This is a genomic window from Nonomuraea turcica (genome assembly GCF_030718205.1).
Lineage (GTDB): Bacteria > Actinomycetota > Actinomycetes > Streptosporangiales > Streptosporangiaceae > Nonomuraea.
Map to the genome: position 1 here is coordinate 1,010,720 of NZ_JAUZQF010000001.1, position 17,831 is coordinate 1,028,550.

Annotated in this window: 19 protein-coding genes; 13 read left to right on the top strand and 6 right to left on the bottom strand. The window is 69.3% G+C overall.

Annotation, left to right across the window (positions count from 1 at the left end):
• Position 1: 1 nt before the first annotated feature.
• A complete protein-coding gene (locus tag Q9G87_RS05440; RefSeq protein WP_305915048.1) occupies positions 2 to 358 on the bottom strand; it encodes a hypothetical protein in 357 nt (118 codons plus the stop codon).
• 322 nt (positions 359 to 680) lie between these two features.
• On the opposite strand from Q9G87_RS05440, the gene Q9G87_RS05445 reads away from it, so the two are divergent.
• From Q9G87_RS05445 to Q9G87_RS05480, 8 genes are all read left to right on the top strand, one after another.
• Positions 681 to 2,492 (top strand): glycosyltransferase family 2 protein, encoded by a 1,812-nt coding sequence (locus Q9G87_RS05445; protein ID WP_305915049.1) that lies wholly within the window; start codon positions 681 to 683, stop codon positions 2,490 to 2,492.
• Between the two features lie 75 nt (positions 2,493 to 2,567).
• A complete protein-coding gene (locus tag Q9G87_RS05450) occupies positions 2,568 to 3,572 on the top strand; it encodes an energy-coupling factor ABC transporter permease (RefSeq protein ID WP_305915050.1) in 1,005 nt (334 codons plus the stop codon).
• 3 nt (positions 3,573 to 3,575) lie between these two features.
• Positions 3,576 to 4,331, top strand: a complete 756-nt coding sequence (gene cbiQ / locus Q9G87_RS05455; protein WP_305915051.1) for a cobalt ECF transporter T component CbiQ — start codon at positions 3,576 to 3,578, stop codon at positions 4,329 to 4,331.
• On the top strand, positions 4,328 to 5,062 hold the full coding sequence (locus Q9G87_RS05460; RefSeq protein WP_305915052.1) for an energy-coupling factor ABC transporter ATP-binding protein: 735 nt from the start codon (positions 4,328 to 4,330) through the stop codon (positions 5,060 to 5,062). The genes cbiQ and Q9G87_RS05460 overlap by 4 nt, the downstream gene beginning before the upstream one ends.
• An 85-nt stretch (positions 5,063 to 5,147) precedes the next feature.
• Positions 5,148 to 5,486 (top strand): STAS domain-containing protein, encoded by a 339-nt coding sequence (locus Q9G87_RS05465; RefSeq protein ID WP_090946873.1) that lies wholly within the window; start codon positions 5,148 to 5,150, stop codon positions 5,484 to 5,486.
• 48 nt (positions 5,487 to 5,534) lie between these two features.
• Positions 5,535 to 6,308: an SDR family NAD(P)-dependent oxidoreductase gene (locus tag Q9G87_RS05470; RefSeq protein ID WP_305915053.1), complete on the top strand. Its 774-nt coding sequence runs from the start codon at positions 5,535 to 5,537 to the stop codon at positions 6,306 to 6,308.
• Between the two features lie 51 nt (positions 6,309 to 6,359).
• Positions 6,360 to 7,124 carry a crotonase/enoyl-CoA hydratase family protein gene (locus Q9G87_RS05475; protein ID WP_305915054.1) on the top strand — a complete coding sequence of 255 codons (765 nt, stop codon included), beginning with the start codon at positions 6,360 to 6,362 and terminating at the stop codon, positions 7,122 to 7,124.
• 259 nt (positions 7,125 to 7,383) lie between these two features.
• Entirely contained in the window at positions 7,384 to 8,001 is a 618-nt protein-coding gene (locus Q9G87_RS05480; protein ID WP_305915055.1) for a rhomboid family intramembrane serine protease, read from the top strand.
• On the opposite strand, the gene Q9G87_RS05485 is transcribed toward Q9G87_RS05480, so the two are convergent.
• Complete coding sequence (locus Q9G87_RS05485; protein ID WP_305915056.1) at positions 7,990 to 8,541, bottom strand: TIGR00645 family protein; 552 nt, start codon at positions 8,539 to 8,541, stop codon at positions 7,990 to 7,992. The genes Q9G87_RS05480 and Q9G87_RS05485 overlap by 12 nt on opposite strands.
• 71 nt (positions 8,542 to 8,612) lie before the next feature.
• Between Q9G87_RS05485 and Q9G87_RS05490 the strand changes: the two genes are divergently transcribed.
• On the top strand, positions 8,613 to 8,981 hold the full coding sequence (locus Q9G87_RS05490; RefSeq protein ID WP_305915057.1) for a BlaI/MecI/CopY family transcriptional regulator: 369 nt from the start codon (positions 8,613 to 8,615) through the stop codon (positions 8,979 to 8,981).
• Here the strand turns inward: Q9G87_RS05490 and serC are convergent.
• Entirely contained in the window at positions 8,960 to 10,069 is a 1,110-nt protein-coding gene (gene serC, locus Q9G87_RS05495) for a phosphoserine transaminase (RefSeq protein WP_371825726.1), read from the bottom strand. The two genes, Q9G87_RS05490 and serC, sit on opposite strands and share 22 nt — an antisense overlap.
• 168 nt (positions 10,070 to 10,237) lie before the next feature.
• On the opposite strand from serC, the gene Q9G87_RS05500 reads away from it, so the two are divergent.
• Complete coding sequence (locus Q9G87_RS05500) at positions 10,238 to 11,149, top strand: LuxR family transcriptional regulator (protein WP_305915058.1); 912 nt, start codon at positions 10,238 to 10,240, stop codon at positions 11,147 to 11,149.
• A 15-nt stretch (positions 11,150 to 11,164) separates the two neighbouring features.
• Here the strand turns inward: Q9G87_RS05500 and Q9G87_RS05505 are convergent, their stop codons facing one another.
• Positions 11,165 to 12,733 carry a peroxidase family protein gene (locus Q9G87_RS05505; RefSeq protein WP_305915059.1) on the bottom strand — a complete coding sequence of 523 codons (1,569 nt, stop codon included), beginning with the start codon at positions 12,731 to 12,733 and terminating at the stop codon, positions 11,165 to 11,167.
• A gap of 218 nt (positions 12,734 to 12,951) precedes the next feature.
• Complete coding sequence (locus Q9G87_RS05510) at positions 12,952 to 14,058, bottom strand: citrate synthase 2 (RefSeq protein WP_305915060.1); 1,107 nt, start codon at positions 14,056 to 14,058, stop codon at positions 12,952 to 12,954.
• A gap of 291 nt (positions 14,059 to 14,349) precedes the next feature.
• On the opposite strand from Q9G87_RS05510, the gene pdxH reads away from it, so the two are divergent.
• The gene (gene pdxH, locus Q9G87_RS05515) at positions 14,350 to 15,003 is read left to right on the top strand and encodes a pyridoxamine 5'-phosphate oxidase (protein WP_305915061.1); all 654 of its coding nucleotides are present in this window, start codon (positions 14,350 to 14,352) and stop codon (positions 15,001 to 15,003) included.
• Between the two features lie 10 nt (positions 15,004 to 15,013).
• On the top strand, positions 15,014 to 16,282 hold the full coding sequence (locus Q9G87_RS05520) for an MFS transporter (protein WP_305915062.1): 1,269 nt from the start codon (positions 15,014 to 15,016) through the stop codon (positions 16,280 to 16,282).
• On the opposite strand, the gene Q9G87_RS05525 is transcribed toward Q9G87_RS05520, so the two are convergent.
• Entirely contained in the window at positions 16,283 to 16,900 is a 618-nt protein-coding gene (locus tag Q9G87_RS05525) for a UdgX family uracil-DNA binding protein (RefSeq protein ID WP_305915063.1), read from the bottom strand.
• A gap of 135 nt (positions 16,901 to 17,035) precedes the next feature.
• Here Q9G87_RS05525 and Q9G87_RS05530 point away from each other — a divergent pair, with 135 nt between their 5' ends.
• Complete coding sequence (locus tag Q9G87_RS05530) at positions 17,036 to 17,737, top strand: metal-dependent transcriptional regulator (RefSeq protein WP_305915064.1); 702 nt, start codon at positions 17,036 to 17,038, stop codon at positions 17,735 to 17,737.
• The last annotated feature ends 94 nt before the right edge of the window (positions 17,738 to 17,831 follow it).

A 17,831-nucleotide genomic window follows, 5' to 3' on the forward strand; every position in this document is an offset into this window, starting at 1 on the left:
GTCAGGCCGCACCTGACAACCCTGCGCGCCGATCCCGTTCCATCTGTGCCTGCAAGATGGCCTGCCGCTCCTCGGTGATCCTGCGGCAGATCGTCACGTAAGCGGTCAACACCTTGGAGTACGCCTGGCGCGCCTGGTCCACATGGGCCCGCAGGCTCAGGATGCGGTCGGCGTCGCCGAGGCGCTCGGCCGCGGCCAGCAACGAGCGGGCCTCGTCGACGATCTCTTCGGCCCGCATCCTCGTACGGCGCAGCAATGCAGAGCACTCGTGCAGCTCTGCCAGCCGAGCAGAAGAGACGATGAACTCAGCAGTGTGCACTGCCGATTCGGTCGTCCGCCTGCGGAGATCCGATCCCATCCCGCCACCTCCCGGTCAAGGTTGCCTAACTGTAGACGCGCAACCCTTGCGAGCGGATCACCCGGGCCGTTCGGGGAGACCTCCATGCACCTGACGGAGAGGTTTCTCCTCCCGGGTGGGAAAACCTCTTTCCTGAAGCCCGTTCGGTCGGCGGCTGAATGTGGTATTTGGCGACCTTGCCGGGGCTTATTCGAGGAATGCCGTGAATATCCGGTGTCAGCAAAAGCCGGGGATGAAGAGATGCGATCGGGCCCCATGGCGGCGGCCGTTCGTCACATACTGAAGCGGAGCGACAGCGGACCGTAGCCCGGGAGTGGTGGCGATGCCGGCGACAGGCAATGACGATGCGGTGGACGTCAGCGTCGTCATCCCCGCGCAAAACTGCCGAGACTACCTCGACAGATGCCTCACGTCCGTGCTCGTGCAGCGGGTCAAGAAGGAGATCGTCGTCATCGACGACGGCTCCACGGACGGCAGCGCCGACCTGCTCGACCTCTACGCCGCCTACCACAAGGACAGCATCCGGGTGGTGCGCATCGAGCGCGGCAGCGGCGCGGGCCGCCCGCGCAACGTCGGCCTCGAGCACGCCACCGGGCGGTACGTGTTCTTCTGCGACGCCGACGACTACCTCGGGCAAGAGGCGCTGGAACGCATGGTCGCCATGGGCGACAGGAACGGCTCCGACATCGTCCTCGGCAAGATCGTGGGACACGGCAGGCGGGCGCCGGCGTCGATGTTCCAGCACAACGCCGACCGGGCGGAGCTCGGCGACAGCGCCGTCTACAACAGCCTGTGCTGTTTCAAGCTGTTCAGGAGGGATCTGCTCGAACGCCACCACATCAGGTTCGGCGAGGGCATGAGCATCGGCGAGGACATCCTCTTCACGGTCCACGCCTACTGCCACGCCGGCGTGATCTCCGTGGTGGCCGACTACGACTGCTACCACCTCGTGGCCAGGCCCGACGGCAGCAGCCTCATGCAGCAGCCGAGCAGCAGGGACCCGCTCGCCTGGCTCGCCATGATCAGGGAGCCGATCCGGCTCATGGCCAGGCACGTCGAGCCCGGCCCGGTCCGCGACCACCTGCTGCGCAGGCACTTCAGGCTGGACGCGTTCGCGCAACTCGGGGCGGTGTTCCTGGAGAGCGACGACATCCGGCGCAAGGACATCGCGCGGGAGGTCGCCGCCCTCTGCGACGAGTGGTACACGCCGGGCGTGCACGAGCGGCTGGGCAGCATCGACCGGCAGCGGGCGGGCGCGCTGGACGACATCGACCGGCTCGTGCGCCTGGCCCGCATCGAGAGCGCCACCGTGCGGCGCAGGCTGACCGGGCTGCGCTGGGACGGCGACCGCCTAGTGGTGACGGGCGCCGCCCGGCTCGACGGCATCAGCAGGGACGATGGCGTGGCCGTGGTGCTGCGCTCCAGGTACGTCCCGCACACCGAACTGGTCGTGCCCGCGCAGCGCAAGGGCGGCGAGTTCACCGCCCGCGTCGAGGCGAGCAGGCTCGACTCAGGCATCTGGGACCTGCGGGTGGCGGTCGAGCTCGAGGGCGTCGTGCGCTTCGGCAGGCTCGGCGCGGAGCGCGACAGCGGCGTCACCCTGCCGCAGCCCAGGCTGATCGGCAAAAGAGCGGTCCTGCCCTACTTCACCAGGGACAACGGCAACCTGAGCATCGACGTCGGCGGGCATGTGGTCGGGGTGCCCGGCACGGCCAGGCTCATCAGGACCAGGTGGGGGCTCGTGCGCCGGCTGGTGGTGGACGGTGAGATCGCCGTCGCCGGCACCACCCCGGCGGCCGCGGCGATCAGGCGGATCGTCTGGCGCGAGCGCCAGACGGGCCGCGAGCTGATGGAGCCGGTGACGGCGCTGCCCGGCGGCGGGTTCACGGCCAGGCCGGCGGTGGGCAAGCTCGCGCCCGGCACCTGGGACGCCTATCTGGAGCTCGATCTGGGCGGGCCGCCCGCGCGGTTCAGGATCGAGGCAGACGCCGAGGCGGTCGCGCCGCCGCGCCGGTGGTGGTTCGCCGCCCTGCTGCGGAGCGTGCGACCGTACGCGACGTCGGGGAAGGGGCGGCTGAGCACGGTCGTGCGGCGGCTGACACCGGCGACTCTCGTGAAAAAGATCATGGGCTAATTGCCATCTATGTGCAGGTGCAAGACGATGCCTTAAGGTAGGAACGCTTGTTCGTCCTCTTGGGAGGCAATGGTCGTGCACGTACCCGATGGCTTCTTCAATGCGGTGACATCCCTGTCAGCCGGGGTGGTGGCGGCGGCCGGGGTCGCGGTGTGTCTCCGCGGGGCGCGGCGGGAGCTCGACGACCGGACCGCGCCCATGGCGGGGCTCGTGGCCGCCTTCGTGTTCGCCGTGCAGATGCTCAACTTTCCCGTCGCCGCGGGCACCAGCGGCCACCTGATGGGCGGGGCGCTGGCCGCGATACTCGTCGGGCCCTATACCGGCGTTCTGTGTATCGCCGTGGTCCTCCTCGTCCAGAGCGTGTTCTTCGCCGACGGCGGGCTGACCGCGCTGGGCGTCAACATCACGATCATGGGCCTCGTCGGCGTGCTGGTCGGCTGGGCGGTCTTCCGGCTGGTCAGCGGGCTGGCCAGGGGCAAGGGCGGGGTCACGCTGGCGGCGTTCCTGTCCGCGCTGATCTCCGTGCCGGCCTCCGCGATGGTGTTCACGCTGCTGTTCTGGCTCGGCGGCACCGCGCCGATCGAGGTGTCGGCGGTGGCGGCCGCGATGGGCGGTGTGCACCTGGTGATCGGCATCGGCGAGGGCGTGATCACGGCGCTGACCGTCGGCGCGGTGCTCGCCGTGCGGCCCGACCTCGTGTACGGCGCCCGCGGCCTGGCCAAGCCGCTGGTCCTGCGCGGCGCCGACGGGACGACCACCGTGGGCGAGCCCGAGCCGGCCCCCGCCCGCGGCGCCGGCCGGCCGTTCCTGCTCGGCGGGTTCGGGGTGACGGCGGTGCTGGCCGGGGTGGTGTCGTTCTTCGCCTCCTCCTCGCCCGACGGGCTGGAGTCGGTGGCCGAGAGCAAGGGCTTCCTGGGTCAGGCCACGGACCACGTGTTCGGCGGGTGGGCGCTGGCCGACTACGGTGAGGTGGGCGGGATCCCCGTGGGCGTGGCCGGGCTCGTCGGCGTCGGGCTCGTGCTGCTGGTGGCCGGGGCCGTGGCCTATGCCGCCAGGAGTCGAGACAAGGTCAAGGTGTGAGGCGTGGGCGCCGGGCGTCACCATCAGCTCTACCTGCCGGGCGGCTCGGTCGTGCACCGGCTGCCGCCGCAGTGCAAGCTGCTCGCGGTCTTCGCGTTCGCCGTCGTCGTGGTGGCCACGCCGCGCGAGCGGTTCTGGGCGTTCGCGGCATACGCGGTGTTGCTCGGTGTCGTCGCGGTGGCGGCGCGGGTGCCGGCCACGTACATCGTGCGGCGCATGGTGATCGAGGTGCCCTTCGTGCTGTTCGCGTTCCTCATCCCGGTCATCGGGCTGGGGGAGCGGGTCGCCGTGCTGGGGCTCTCGCTGAGCGTGCCCGGCCTCTGGGCCGCCTGGAACATCCTGGCCAAGGCCACACTGGGGGTGGCCGCCTCGATCCTGCTGGCGGCCACCACGGAGCCGCGGGTCATCCTCATTGGGGCGCAGCGGCTGCGGCTGCCGAGCCTGCTCGTGCAGATCGCCATGTTCATGCTGCGGTACATGGACGTGATCATGGATGAGATGCGGCGGATGCGGGTGGCGCGGGAGTCCCGCGGGTTCGAAGCCCGAAATTTCCGGCACATCCCCGTGCTGGCGCGATCCGCCGGGGCGTTGTTCATTCGTTCGTACGAGCGGGGCGAGCGGGTGCATCTGGCGATGCTCAGCCGCGGATACTCCGGCCGCATGCCGATAATTCATGACATGTCGGCATCCGTCCCCCAATGGGGCACCGCTCTCGCTCTGCCCGCAGCGGCACTCGCAGTGTTGGGACTCGGCCCGTGAATTCTCTCGACGTCAGGCAGCTCGCCTACGCCTACCCCGACGGCACGCAGGCGTTGTACGGCGTGGACCTGTCGATCACCCGCGGCGAGCGGGTGGCCCTGCTCGGCCCGAACGGCGCGGGCAAGACCACACTGGTGATGCACCTCAACGGGATCCTCACCCCAGGGCACGGCACTGTCACCGTGGCCGGCACCCCGGTGCGCAAGGACACGCTCCACGAGGTCAGGCAGCGGGTCGGTCTGGTCTTCCAGGACCCCGACGACCAGCTCTTCATGCCCACGGTCCGCGACGACGTGGCCTTCGGCCCGGCCAACGCGGGCGTGCGGGGCGAGGACCTGGATCGGGTCGTCAAGGGCGCGCTGGAGCGGGTCGGCATGCTGGAGGCCATTGACCGGCCGCCGCACCATCTGTCGTTCGGCCAGCGGCGCCGGGTGGCGGTCGCGACGGTGCTGGCCATGGAGCCGGAGATCCTGGTGCTCGACGAGCCCTCCTCCAACCTGGACCCGGCCGCCCGCAGGGAGCTGGCCGAAGTCCTGCGTTCCCTGGACGTGACGGTGCTCATGGTCACGCACGACCTGCCGTACGCGCTGGAGTTGTGCGAGCGCTCGCTCATCCTCTCCGACGGCGTGATCGCCGCCGACGGGCCCACCCGCGAGCTGCTGGCGGACACCGAGCTGCTGGCCTCACACCGCCTGGAGCTCCCGTACGGGTTCGCCATCCCCGTGGTGTGAGGAAGTTAGGCATCAAATCTTCGGAGTCTTGCATGTCCGGTTTCCGGGGATGTCGAAGTACAGTGGCTCATCGAGGAGGGGCCAAATGAAGCTGCGGCTTGCGCGACACGCCCTGGGAGACGCCGTGGTGGTGGCCGTTGAGGGAGAGCTCGATCTGTTCACCGCGCCGTTCCTCCGTGACGAGGTACGCGATGCCATCAAGCAGGACGGTGCCAGGCTCGTGCTCGACCTGCAGCAGCTGTCGTTCATGGATTCCAGCGGGCTGTCGGTGCTGATCGAGGCCTGGCGGCTGGCGACCGGTGAGGGCGGCGGGGTGTCGCTGGCGGCGCCGCAGGCGCCCGTGGCACGCATTCTCCGCACCACGGGGCTGGACCGGCGGATCAAGGTCTACTCCGACGTGGACAGCGCCGTGGGTGAGATTTGACGACCCCCGAGTAGAACTTCATTCGGTCGCCGGGTTAGGGTCCGGTCTATGGACGTGAACGGATCTGCAGCAATCATTTCCGGCGGCGCCAGCGGCCTGGGCGAGGCCACCGCCCGCGAGCTGGCCCGCGCCGGCGCCACCGTGGTCGTCGCCGACCTCAACGAGGAGCGCGGCAAGAGCGTCGCCGACGAGATCGGCGGGGTCTTCGCCAGGACGGACGTGTCGGACGACGAGCAGGTGCAGGCGGCCGTGGACGCGGCCGTGGCCACCGGCAAGCCGCTGCGCGTGGTGGTCAACAGCGCCGGCATCGGCTGGGCGGAGCGTACGGTCAACCGCGACGGCCAGCCGCACAACCCGGCCACCTACCGCAAGGTCATCGAGGTCAACCTGATCGGCACGTTCAACCTCATGCGCATCGCGGCGGCCGCGATCGCCAAGACCGAGCCGGCCGACGCCGACGGGCAGCGCGGCGTGGTGATCAACACGGCGTCTGTGGCGGCCCTGGAAGGGCAGACCGGGCAGTTGGCGTACTCGGCCTCCAAGGGCGGCATCGTGGGCATGACGGTGCCGGCGGCCCGCGACCTGTCGGCCATCGGCGTCCGCGTGAACACGATCTGCCCCGGCATCATCGACACCCCGATCTACGGCTTCTCCTCCAACGCCGAGGAGTTCAAGGCCAAGCTGGTCGCGCCGGTGGTGTTCCCCAAGCGCATGGGACGGGCCGACGAGTTCGCGCACCTGGTGCGCAGCCTCATCGAGAACGACTACATGAACGCCGAGGTCATCCGCTTCGACGGCGGCATCCGCTTCCAGCCCAAGTGAGGTCCCCGCGGGGGGACGCCCCCCGCGAACCCCCGAGTTGAAAGGCTTCCCGTGTCTGACGAAGTGCTCGTCGAGGAGTCCGGCAATGTCGCGATCATTACCATCAACCGGCCCAAGGCGCGCAACGCCGTCAATGGGGCGGTGGCGCGCGGGATCGCGGGCGCGCTGGACGAGCTCGATGAACGTCCCGACATTTCGGCATATGTCCTGACCGGCGCCGGGGGCACGTTCTCGGCGGGGATGGACCTGAAGGGCTTCCTGGCCGGCGACTTCCCGGTGGTCGAGGGGCGCGGGTTCGGCGGGGTGACCGAGGCGCCGCCGAAGAAGCCGCTCGTGGCCGCCGTCGAAGGGTACGCGCTCGCGGGCGGGTTCGAGCTCGCGCTGGCCTGCGACGTCATCGTGGCCTCGTCGCAGGCCACGTTCGGGCTGCCCGAGCCCAGGCGTGGGCTGGTGGCCGGGGCGGGCGGCATCATGCGGCTGCCGCGGCGGATCCCGTACCACGTGGCCATGGAGATCGCGCTGACCGGCGAGCACTACCCGGCCTCCCGCCTGTATGAGCTCGGCCTGGTCAACCGGATCACCGAGCCGGGGACGGCCCTGGAGGGAGCGCTGGAGCTGGCGCGCAAGATCGCCGCCAACGCCCCGCTGGCGCTCGCCGCCACCAAGAAGGTGATCATCGAGTCCCAGGACTGGTCGCTGGAGGAGATGTTCGCCAAGCAAGGCGCGATCGTCGGTCCGGTGTTCGGCTCCAAGGACGCCATGGAGGGCGCCGCGGCCTTCGCCGAGAAGCGCGCGCCCCAGTGGAAGGGCGAATAGCTCTCCCCCTCCCGGAACCGGTATCCCCTCCCCGGAACGGGGAGGGGGATACTTTTAGCGCGTTCATAGGACTTCCTGCGTACCGTAAAGGGAGAAGACGAGCTACCGGGAGGGCGTATGAGCGAGCGCAGCGAGCGACTAGGCCAACACAGCCGACTGTCGCTCATGCGACCTCCGGAGGAGGGCGCATGAGCGAGCGCAGCGAGCGACTAGGCCAACACAGCCGACTGTCGCTCATGCGACCTCCGGAGGAGGGCGCATGAGCGACTATTCGGGTTCGCCGAGGTTCGAGTCCGCCAAACGTGGCGCCGGAGCCCTTCTCTCCGGCGCGTTGAGCGCCTTCATCATCGTGGTCGGCATGCTCGTCGTGATGTGGGTCGTCGAGGGCGTCGACTTCGTGCTCAACGGCGCGCTCGACCAGTTCGGCATCCTCGGCTGGGATCCCGAGGGGCTGGTCGGCATCCTGTTCGCGCCCTTCCTGCACGGCGGCTTCGGCCACCTCATGGCCAACTCGGTGCCCCTGCTGGTGCTCGGCTTCCTGGCCGGGCTGCGTGACGTGCGCAAGTTCCTGTGGGCCAGCCTGATCATCATCGTGATCGGCGGGCTCGGCACCTGGCTGACCAGCCCCGCCGTCTACACGGTCGGGGCGAGCGGGCTGGTGTTCGGCTACTTCGGCTACATCCTGGCCAGGGGCGTGTTCGACCGGCGGCTGCTCGACATCGTCATCGCCGTGGGCGTGGGCATCGTCTACTACGGGATCCTGGCGGGCCTGCTGCCCAACCAGGAGGGCATCTCTTGGCAGGGACACCTGTTCGGCCTCGTCGGCGGCGTGGTGGCCGGCTGGGTGCTCCGTCGTAGGCGAGCGCTAAATATGTGACCGCGTGTGCTCGGCCGGGGAGGCCGAGAGCAGGCGGTCGATGAAGGCCAGACCCACGGCGGAGGCCACGAACGCCAGGTGGATGATCGTCTGCCACATGATCTTGTCGTTGGGCGTCGACTGCACCCTGATGAAGGTCTGCAGCAGATGCACCGATGAGATGCCGATGATGGCCGTGGCCAGCTTGACCTTCAGCACGTTGGCGTTGACGTGGGAGAGCCACTCCGGCTCGTCGGGATGGTCGTTGAGGTTGATGCGGGAGACGAACGTCTCGTAACCGCCGATGATTACCATGATCAGCAGATTGGAGATCATCACCACGTCGATCAGACCCAGGACGGTGAGCATCACCACCACCTCGGCGGACGGCGTGCCCGCCGACGCCGGGGCGGCGTGCAGGAACACCGTCTTGATCAGGTGCCAGAGCTCCAGCACGAACTGCCACACGTACACCGCCTGCGCCACGATCAGGCCCAGGTAAAGCGGCACCTGGAGCCAGCGGCTGGCGAACATCAGATAACCGAGGCTCTTGGGGCGCACGGTTCCCTGGCCGAATGGGGGGATATCGGGCAAGAATGATTCCTACAGCTTGAGCCGGAAAGGTTAGTCAGTTGGCGAACCTGGGGTCGCTGGAACGCGCGATCATGGAAGCCCTGTGGGACGCGGACAAGCCGCTGCGCGTCAGAGAGCTCCTGGGCATGCTCAGCGAGGAACGCGAGCTGGCCTACACGACGGTCCAGACCGTGGCCGAGCGGCTGGTGAAGAAGGGTCTGCTCGTGCGCACGCCCTATCGCAACGCCTTCAGGTATGCCGCGGCCAAGTCGAGGGACCAGCACGTCAGCGACCTCATGCTGGAAGCGCTCGCGGCCAGCACCGACCGGCTGCCGGTGCTGGCGAGGTTCGCGCAGAGCGTCGCGGAGGAGGACGCGCTCGCCCTCATGGCAGAGCTACGTCGTCGTCAGAGACGCTCGACCACGTAGTCGACGCACACCGTCAGCGCCTCGACGTCGGCCGGGTCGATGGCCGGGAACATCGCGATGCGCAACTGGTTGCGGCCCAGCTTGCGGTAGGGCTCGGTGTCGACGATGCCGTTGGCGCGCAGCACCTTGGCCACAGCCGCGGCGTCCACGTCGTCGGAGAAGTCGATCGTGCCGACCACCTGCGAGCGGAACTCGGGAGCGGCGAACGGCGTGGTGTAGGACGACTTCTCGGCCCACGTGTAGAGGCGCGAGGCGGAGTCCGCCGTGCGGGCGGTGGTCCAGGCCAGGCCGCCGTTGCCGTTCATCCAGTCGAGCTGGTCGGCCAGCAGGAACAGCGTGGCCACGGCCGGGGTGTTGTAGGTCTGGTCCTTGCCGGAGTTGTCGATCGCGACCGGCAGGCTGAAGAACTCCGGCACGTAACGGCCGCTCGCGGCGATCTCCTCGACCCTGGCCAGGGCGCGCGGCGACATGATCGCGATCCACAGGCCGCCGTCGGAGGCGAAGCTCTTCTGCGGCGCGAAGTAGTAGACGTCGCTCTCGGTGATGTCGACGGGCAGGCCGCCGGCGCCGGAGGTGGCGTCCACGAGCACGAGCGAGTCGTCCGGGCCCACCCGCTTGATCGGCATGGCGACGCCGGTCGAGGTCTCGTTGTGGGTGAGCGCGTAGACGTCCACGCCCTCCTCGGTCACCGCGGTCGGGTGGGTGCCGACCTCGGACTTGATCACGCTCGGCTCGGCCAGCCACGGGGCCTTCTTGGTGACCGTGGCGAACTTCGAGGAGAACTCGCCGAACGACAGGTGCTGCGACTTCTCGCGGACGAGCCCGAAGGCGGCGATGTCCCAGAACGCCGTGGTGCCACCGTTGCCCAGCACGACCTGGTAGCCCTCAGGCAGCGAGAACAGGTCGGCGAGTCCGGAGCGTACGCGGCCGACCAGGTTTTTGACCGGCTTCTGGCGGTGGGAGGTGCCCATGAGGCTCGCGCCGGAGGCGGCGAGCGCGGCCAGTTGCTCGGTGCGTACCTTCGAGGGCCCGCAGCCGAATCGGCCGTCGGCGGGCTTGATGTCAGCGGGAATCACGATGTCAGCCACGTGAACCAGCGTACTGACCGGCGTGGAGTGGCTCGCACGGGGTCCGGATTATGAGATCCGTGAAACTTTCACAGATGCTCCCAGGTCAGCGGCCGAAAGAGGGCCGGGGACTTGACGAAACGCCCTTTCCAACTCACGTTCCTCACTAGTCGCGGGAGCGTGATGCCCATGGTCGACATGGATGGCCTCACCGCCAGAGAGCTGCAGGTCCTCTCCCTGACCTGCGCGGGTCACAGCGCCCAGGAGATCGCCGACCGGCTGCACATCGCCCGCTGCACCGTGGAGAATCACAAGCGGCACATCTACCAGAAGCTCGGCGTCGCCGGCCAGGCGCAGGCCGTGTCGCACGGCCTCGCGCTCGACCTGCTCCACCTCCGCCCGAGAGCGGCCGCTCGCGTGATCGGCGAGGGCCAAGTGAGCGCGACCATTCAACACAGCGCGCCGCGCCCGCGCGTGTCGTTCGGGCGCGACCTCGTGGTGCTGCATGCCAGGTGCGTCGTGGCGACGGAGATCGTGACGCGGACCATGATCGGGGGCGGCAGACCGCTCTTCGCCGTGCGGGACACGGTCACCGGCGACGACGCCGCGGCCTGGCAGGGAGTGCTCAGGTTCACGGCGGTGCTCGTGGACCCGCTCCCCGCGGACTGGCTGCTGCCGGTACGCCTCGGCGCCCGCGCCGTCGCCGTGCCGTCCGCGCCACCGTGTCCCACCACGGTGGCGGACGCCATGGCCCACGGCGCGTACGCCGTACTGTGGCTGGAGGACGTCCCCGACCACCTCTGCGCGGTCCTCGACCTGGTGGCCGGTGACTACGTGGTCGTGGGCGCGGACATGTGCCGCCGCCTCCTGCCCACGCCTCACCTCACCGGCCGCGAGCACGACGTGCTGGTCGCGATCGCCGCAGGCCGCACGATCAGGCAGACAGGCCGCCTGCTGGGCATCGCGAGCAAGACCGTGGAGAGCACGCGGGCCCGCCTGTTCAGGAAGCTCGATGCGCGCAACAGGTCGGAGGTGCTCGCCAACGCCTACCGGGCGGGACTGCTTCCGACGGAACCGCCGACGCCGGTCGAGCGGTGCTGATCCCGGCGGAGCCGCTCACTGGCCCCGGCTGGCCGGATCGACCCGCGCGAACGTGAGCAGATCCACCATCCGGAAGTCGCCGGTCCCGCCGGTCCTGCGCGGCAGCGTGGGGCGCCAGGACGGGTTGGTCCTGAGGAAGGAGCTCGGATCGAGCTGCAGCAGCCCGATGAAGACCTCGCCCACGATCCTCGCCCCGACGCCGGCCAGCCGGACGCCACCGGCCAGGACCTCGGCCTCCTTGAGCACGTAGTACCACAGCGGCGTGCTGGCGGGCAGGCCGTGCCCGAACTGCTGCAGCTCCGGGAAGTGCTGCGACTCCAGCGCCTGCACGCCGACGGCACGGGCGATGTTCTGCCCGGACGGGATCGACCAGGTGATGTGCCGCAGCAGATTGCGCTGCGGCAGCGCGGTCGGCGCGTCCCCGGACGGGATCGCGATCAGCGGCAGGTTGAACAGCGGCGTGGAGATCTTGGTGTCGATGCGCTTGTTGGGGCGCACCTGACCGTCGCCGAAGTCGAAGAACGTCTGCCAGCCGATGAAGCGCCTGGGCGCCCGGGCCTCGCCGCGCAGGTCGACGGGATCGGCCTGACCCTGGCCCGCCGGGTCGAAGACGAACCCGAAGAACGGCGTGTTGTCGGCGTTCCCCGCGAGGTTGGCCCGGTAGGAGGGCCGGACCTGGCTGTGCCCGAACCGGTACGCGGCGCCTTGGAACTCGACCGGGATGAACTGCTGGCCCTGCGCCGGCCGGTAGAACCGCCGCCCGTTGGCCAGGATGTCGTTGACCACGGTCGGTCCGATGATCAATGGCAGGAACTCGCGCAGGATGATCCACTGGTAGTGCCATCTGACCTGCTGCCTGGCCGCCTCGAAGACGTTGCCGGTCTGCCCCGACGCGCGCAGGTGGTCGACCACCCGGTTGTGGAACAGCAGGAACGCGGCGTGCAGGCCGCTGATCATCAGGTTCTCGTCGTTGCGCGGGTCGGGAATGATCGCCCTGCGGTTCGGCAGCCGCGGCAGGTCCTCGAACCTGCCGCCGCTCTCCAACCGGAACTTGGCGGGGTCGGAGGGGTTGTAGTACTGCGGGTCGGCCGTGGGCCCGCCGCCGTAGACGGTGTCGAGGTCCAGGCCGGGCGTCCGGGTGTTGGGCGACTGCTCTGGAGCGGTGGGGACGCCGAGCGGCGAGGTCTCGTCGAACGTCAGGTCGTGGTCGATGAACTGGCCGAGGAACGTGATGCCGGCGGTCTGCGCGGCGTTGTCGAGGTTATTGGGGCTGAGCTCCGGGTTGGTGATCAGCCGGATCGGGCCCTCCTGGAGCGGGTCCTGGGCGTCGATCACGCCCCCGGGACGGCCCATCGACATGAGGGCCTGCCGGAGGGTGGGCGCGTTGAAGTCGGCGAACGGGGCGATGTTGAAGATCCGGCCGAACCGGTCCGGGGCGGTGGCCAGGCCACCGGCCTGGACGGTGACGACTTTGGCGAGCGCCTCGGCGGGGGTGAGCGTCAGGGCGGCGGTCCCTGCTCCCACGCCGGCGAGGAAACCTCGCCTGCTTAAACCGGGCTTGGAGTCGTCGGTCGACTGGCGCATGACGTGCCTCCTTACGGGCCTCCCGCCGGAGGAGGGCAGGCGCGCGCCGACAACCCGCTACGCGTGGTTGTCCGTCCTGCTCGGGGGAGGCTGGGGGTGCCTGCGCTCAGGCTGATCCCTTGACATAAGGCGGTCAAGGACAACTTTCCCCTAAGGCTGTTTCCACGAAAACGGCTACCGCGCGGATGCGAGCCGCGCGGTAGCCGCTGTGACGTGGATCAGTACGCGCCGGTCACCTCGTCGGCACCGGGCACCTCGCTGAGCGGGCGCGAGGTGGGGCCGACGTAGTTCGCGCTGGGGCGGACCAGCCTGCCCGTGCGCTTCTGCTCCAGGATGTGCGCGGCCCAGCCGGCCGTGCGGGCGCAGGTGAACATCGAGGTGAACATGTGGGACGGAACCTCGGCGAAGTCCAGCACCACGGCCGCCCAGTACTCGACGTTGGTGGCGAGCACCCGGTCGGGCTTGCGCGCGTGCAGCTCCTCCAGCGCGGCCTGCTCCAGCGCCGCCGCGACCTCGTAACGCGGGGCGTCGAGCTCCTTGGCGGTACGGCGCAGCACGCGGGCGCGCGGGTCCTCGGCGCGGTAGACGCGGTGACCGAAGCCCATGAGCCTGTTGCCCTTGTCGAGCTCGCCCTGGACGTACTTCTTGGCGTCGCCCAGCTGCTCGACGCCCTCGATCATGTGCAGCACCCGGGCCGGGGCGCCGCCGTGCAGCGGACCGGACATGGCGCCGACGGCACCGGAGAGCGCGGCGGCCACGTCGGCGCCGGTGGAGGCGATGACGCGGGCGGTGAACGTCGAGGCGTTCATGCCGTGCTCGGCCGCGGAGGTCCAGTAAGCGTCGATGGCCTTGACGTGCTTGGGATCGGGCTCACCGCGCCAGCGGATCATGAACCGCTCGACGATGGTCTTCGCCTCGTCGACCCGGCTCTGCGGCACCATCGGCAGGCCGAGTCCGCGCGCGGACTGCGCCACGAACGACAGCGCCATGACGGAAGCCCGCGCCAACTGGTCGCGGGCCTCTTCGTCACTGATGTCGAGCAGCGGCTTGAAGCCATAGGCCGGAGCCAGCATGGCCAGCGCGCTCTGTACGTCTACGCGGATGTCACCGGAGTGGACAGGGATGGGGTACGGCTCCGCCGGGGGCAGGCCCGGCTGGAACGTGTTGTCGACCAGCAGGCCCCAGACGGCCCCGAACGGGACACGGCCGACCAGCTCTTCGATGTCGACGCCCCGGTATCGAAGGGCGCCCCCTTCTTTGTCCGGTTCCGCGATCTCGGTCTCGAAAGCTACGACGCCTTCGAGCCCGGGTTTGAAGTCGGACATGCTCGGCCGCCTCCCTTTCTTGCCATGTTTCGGCAACGCAAAGCCTTGATGTCGAGATACCGGCGGGTCAATTTAACCCCCTCCCAGGTCATGCTCGGTCTCGGGACCCGCCGTAAGGCCAAACCCGCTGGTCGGAGCGGTCTCGGAAGCCGGCAAGAGATCGCCATGACACAGTGGTGTCAGAGTCGGCATGAGATCGCCATGACACAAGCGGTCTCAGAGTCGGCATGAGATCGCCATGGGAAGCGGGTGCGTGGGATCGTGCCCGCGGGCACGCAAGAATACGGTCTCGTGGATGCCACCCCGCGCCCGCCCGTGCTGGCGGGGCTTCGCCGTACGTACGAGGGCGAGCCGCTGCTCGAATCAGACCTCGCGTCCGACCCCATCGCGCAATTCACCGTCTGGTTCCAGGATGCGGTCGACGCCGGCCTGCCGGAACCCAACGCCATGATCCTGGCCACGGCCTCCGCCGGAGGTCGCCCCGGCGCCAGGACGGTCCTGCTGAAGGGCTACGACGAACGCGGATTCGTCTTCTACACCAACTACGAGTCGCGCAAGGGCCGCGACCTGGCCGAGAACCCCCGGGCCTCGCTGTTGTTCCCCTGGCACCCCATCCGCCGCCAGGTCCGCATCGAGGGCACCGTCGCCAAGATCCCCCACGAGGAGTCGGCGGCATATTTCAACTCCCGCCCGTACGGCTCGCGCATCGGCGCGTGGGCCTCACGCCAGTCGGCGGTCGTGCGCTCCAGGGAGGAGCTGGACGCCCGCTACCGCGAGCTGGCCGACCGCTGGCCGGACGACCCGCCGGTGCCCGACTTCTGGGGCGGCTACCGCGTGGCCCCCAACGAGGTGGAATTCTGGCAGGGACAGCTCGACAGGATGCACGACCGCCTTCGCTACCGGCGGACCCGACCCGGCTGGGCCTTGGAGAGACTCGCGCCTTAGTGTGCATTGAGTGGCATTCGGGGAGCTGGTCAAACGTCATCTGGTGGACACCCGGCCGCTGGGCGTACCCGCGTACCGGCGGATCTGGCTGGGCCAAGCGGTCTCGCACATGGGGGTCGGGGTCACCGTCGTGGCGGTCGGCCAGCAGGTCTACGAGCTGACGCACTCCTCGCTCTGGGTCGGGCTGCTCAGCATGGCCAACCTGGTGCCGCTGGTGGTGTTCGGCCTGTGGGGCGGGGCGGTCGCCGACGCCATGGACCGGCGCAAGTTGCTGATCATCGGCTCGTTCGTGGCCTGGGCGGCGACCCTGTTCATCCTGGGGCAGGCGCTGCTCGGGCTGGCGAACGTCTACCTGATCTTCGCGGCGGTCGCGCTGAACGCCACGGGCTTCGCCATCACCGGCCCGACCAGAGGCGCGATCATCCCGAGGATCCTGGAGCCCGAGCTGGTGCCCGCCGCCAACGCGCTCAACTCGCTGGTTTACAGCATGGGCGCGGTGGTCGGACCGATGGTCGGGGGCGTGCTGCTGGCCACCGGCGGGTTCGCCGCGGCGTACGCAGTGGACGCCCTGCTGTTCACCGGCAGCCTCTACGCGGCCCTCAGACTGCCCTCACTGCCTCCGAAGGGCGAAGTGAGCCGTCCAGGTGCGCGGGCGGTGCTGGAGGGGCTCAGCTTCATCGTCAGGAGCCGTGTGCTGCTGATGTCGTTCGTGGTGGACATCATCGCGATGGTGTTCGCGCTGCCGCGGGCGTTGTTCCCCGAGCTGGCCGACAAGTCGTTCGGCGGGTCGGAGATCGCGCTCGGCCTGCTGAACTCGGCCATGGCCGGTGGCTCGGTCGTCGGCGCGTTGTTCTCCGGGTGGGTGGGGCGGGTCAGCCGGCAGGGGGTGGCGCTGGTCGTCGTCATCGCCGTCTGGGGGCTGGCCGTGGCCGCGGCAGGCCTGGTGTCCGAGCTGTGGCTGGTGGTGGCGTTCATGGCCGTCGGCGGCGCGGCGGACGTGGTGTCGTCGGTGTGGCGGCAGTCGATCCTGCAGCTGTACGCGCCCGACGAGATGCGGGGACGGATGCAGGGCGCGTTCATGGTCGTCGTGGCGGGCGGGCCGCGCCTGGGCGACCTGCGAGCCGGTGCCACGGCCACGGTGTTCGGGCTCACCGGCGCGTGGGTGGGCGGCGGCCTGGCGTGCGCGGCCGTGGTGCTGGTCGTGGGCCTGTCGGTGGCCACCTTCAGGAACTACCGGGCGGGCACGGTCGCCAAGAGTCCGGTGGCCGCCCCGGAATAGTCAGGCCGCCCGGGCCGCCGCTTGGAGGTCGGACAGGAAGCCCGCGTACGCGGCGTCCCTGTCCGGCGCGCGCAACACGGCCGACGGGTGGATGGTGGCCACCGCGAGCGCGTTGCCGAGCGGCACCGGCTCCCCTCTGTGCTGCGTCACCCGGAACGTCCGCCCCAGCAGCGCCTGCGCGGCCGTCGCACCCAGCACCACGATCACCGACGGATCCACCACGGCCAGCTCCGCGTCGAGCCACGGATGACAGGCCGTGACTTCGGCGGCCGTCGGCTTCTGGTGAATGCGCCTTTTCCCGCGCGGCACGAAGGAAAAGTGCTTGACCGCGTTGGTGACGTAAACGTCGTCACGCGGAATACCGGCCTCCGCCAGACCTTTGTCCAGAATGCGACCCGCCGGGCCGACGAACGGATGCCCCTGACGGTCCTCCTGGTCCCCCGGCTGCTCGCCCACCAGCATGAACCTCGCCTGACTCGGCCCCTCGCCGAACACCGTCTGCGTGGCGTTCCTGTACAGGCCACACCCCTCGCAACAGGCCGCGGCGAGCCGCAGCGACTCGAGGTCCAGCTTGTCGGGAAGGAACTGGGCCGCGCTGGTGTTGCCGTCCTTATCCATCGTCGGTCGTTCTCCCAATAGGGTTCCTGTGAGGCCTGTGCCCGAGGCGAACGGGCTCAGTCCTGGGTCGGGTGGTCAGCGTCCAGGGGGACCCAAACGCCACGACCGGCGTAACATTCAGTTGGGAGGACTGTCTTGACCGCACACGGCCTGATCGATACGACGGAGATGTATCTCCGCACGATTTACGAGCTCGAGGAAGAGGGCATCGTCCCCCTTCGCGCGCGCATCGCCGAGCGCCTGCAGCAGAGCGGGCCCACGGTGAGCCAGACGGTCGCGCGCATGGAGCGTGACGGCCTCGTCCGGGTCGAGGGTGACCGGCACCTGTCGATGACCGACCTCGGCCGCCAGCTCGCCACGCGGGTGATGCGCAAGCATCGGCTCGCCGAGTGCCTGCTGACCCAGGTGATCGGACTTCCCTGGGAAGAGGTGCACATCGAGGCGTGCCGCTGGGAACACGTCATGTCGGAGTCCGTGGAGGCGCGGCTGGTGACGTTGCTCGACAACCCCACGGTGTGCCCGCACGGCAACCCGATCCCCGGGCTCGCCGAGCTGGGCGCCAAGGAGGCCGAGGCCGGCGGCAACCAGCTGATGTCCATGAGCGACGTGGCAGGACCGAGAGATATACCCGTCGTCGTCCGCCGAATTAGCGAACAAGTGCAAAGTGATCCCGCTGTGATGCTTAAACTCAAGCAAGTTGGGATACAACCCGGACGCGAGGTCACGCTCGCGGCGAGCGACGACGGTGTGCGGGTGACAGGTGACGGTGACGCGAACGACACTCCCGCGGAGCTTCCGCGCGATGTTGCCGCGCACGTTTTTGTCTCCAAGCGCTGACGCGCGCGCGGCTGCTTGGTTGAATCCCTCTTGGGAGGCCCTCCACTCTCCCCTGGCCAAGACTGTTGCAGGAGCGCTCGTGGTTCGCTTTGCA

Bases quoted from the DNA above. Each gene is read 5' to 3' on its own strand.
- Q9G87_RS05445 (WP_305915049.1), top strand. From the start codon at position 681: ATGCCGGCGACAGGCAATGACGATGCGGTGGACGTCAGCGTCGTCATC.
- Q9G87_RS05500 (WP_305915058.1), top strand. From the start codon at position 10,238: ATGGTCGACATGGATGGCCTCACCGCCAGAGAGCTGCAGGTCCTCTCC.
- Q9G87_RS05440 (WP_305915048.1), bottom strand. From the start codon at position 358: ATGGGATCGGATCTCCGCAGGCGGACGACCGAATCGGCAGTGCACACT.
- Q9G87_RS05525 (WP_305915063.1), bottom strand. From the start codon at position 16,900: ATGGATAAGGACGGCAACACCAGCGCGGCCCAGTTCCTTCCCGACAAG.
- Q9G87_RS05505 (WP_305915059.1), bottom strand. From the start codon at position 12,733: ATGCGCCAGTCGACCGACGACTCCAAGCCCGGTTTAAGCAGGCGAGGT.
- Q9G87_RS05465 (WP_090946873.1), top strand. From the start codon at position 5,148: ATGAAGCTGCGGCTTGCGCGACACGCCCTGGGAGACGCCGTGGTGGTG.
- Q9G87_RS05470 (WP_305915053.1), top strand. From the start codon at position 5,535: ATGGACGTGAACGGATCTGCAGCAATCATTTCCGGCGGCGCCAGCGGC.
- Q9G87_RS05510 (WP_305915060.1), bottom strand. From the start codon at position 14,058: ATGTCCGACTTCAAACCCGGGCTCGAAGGCGTCGTAGCTTTCGAGACC.
- Q9G87_RS05480 (WP_305915055.1), top strand. From the start codon at position 7,384: ATGAGCGACTATTCGGGTTCGCCGAGGTTCGAGTCCGCCAAACGTGGC.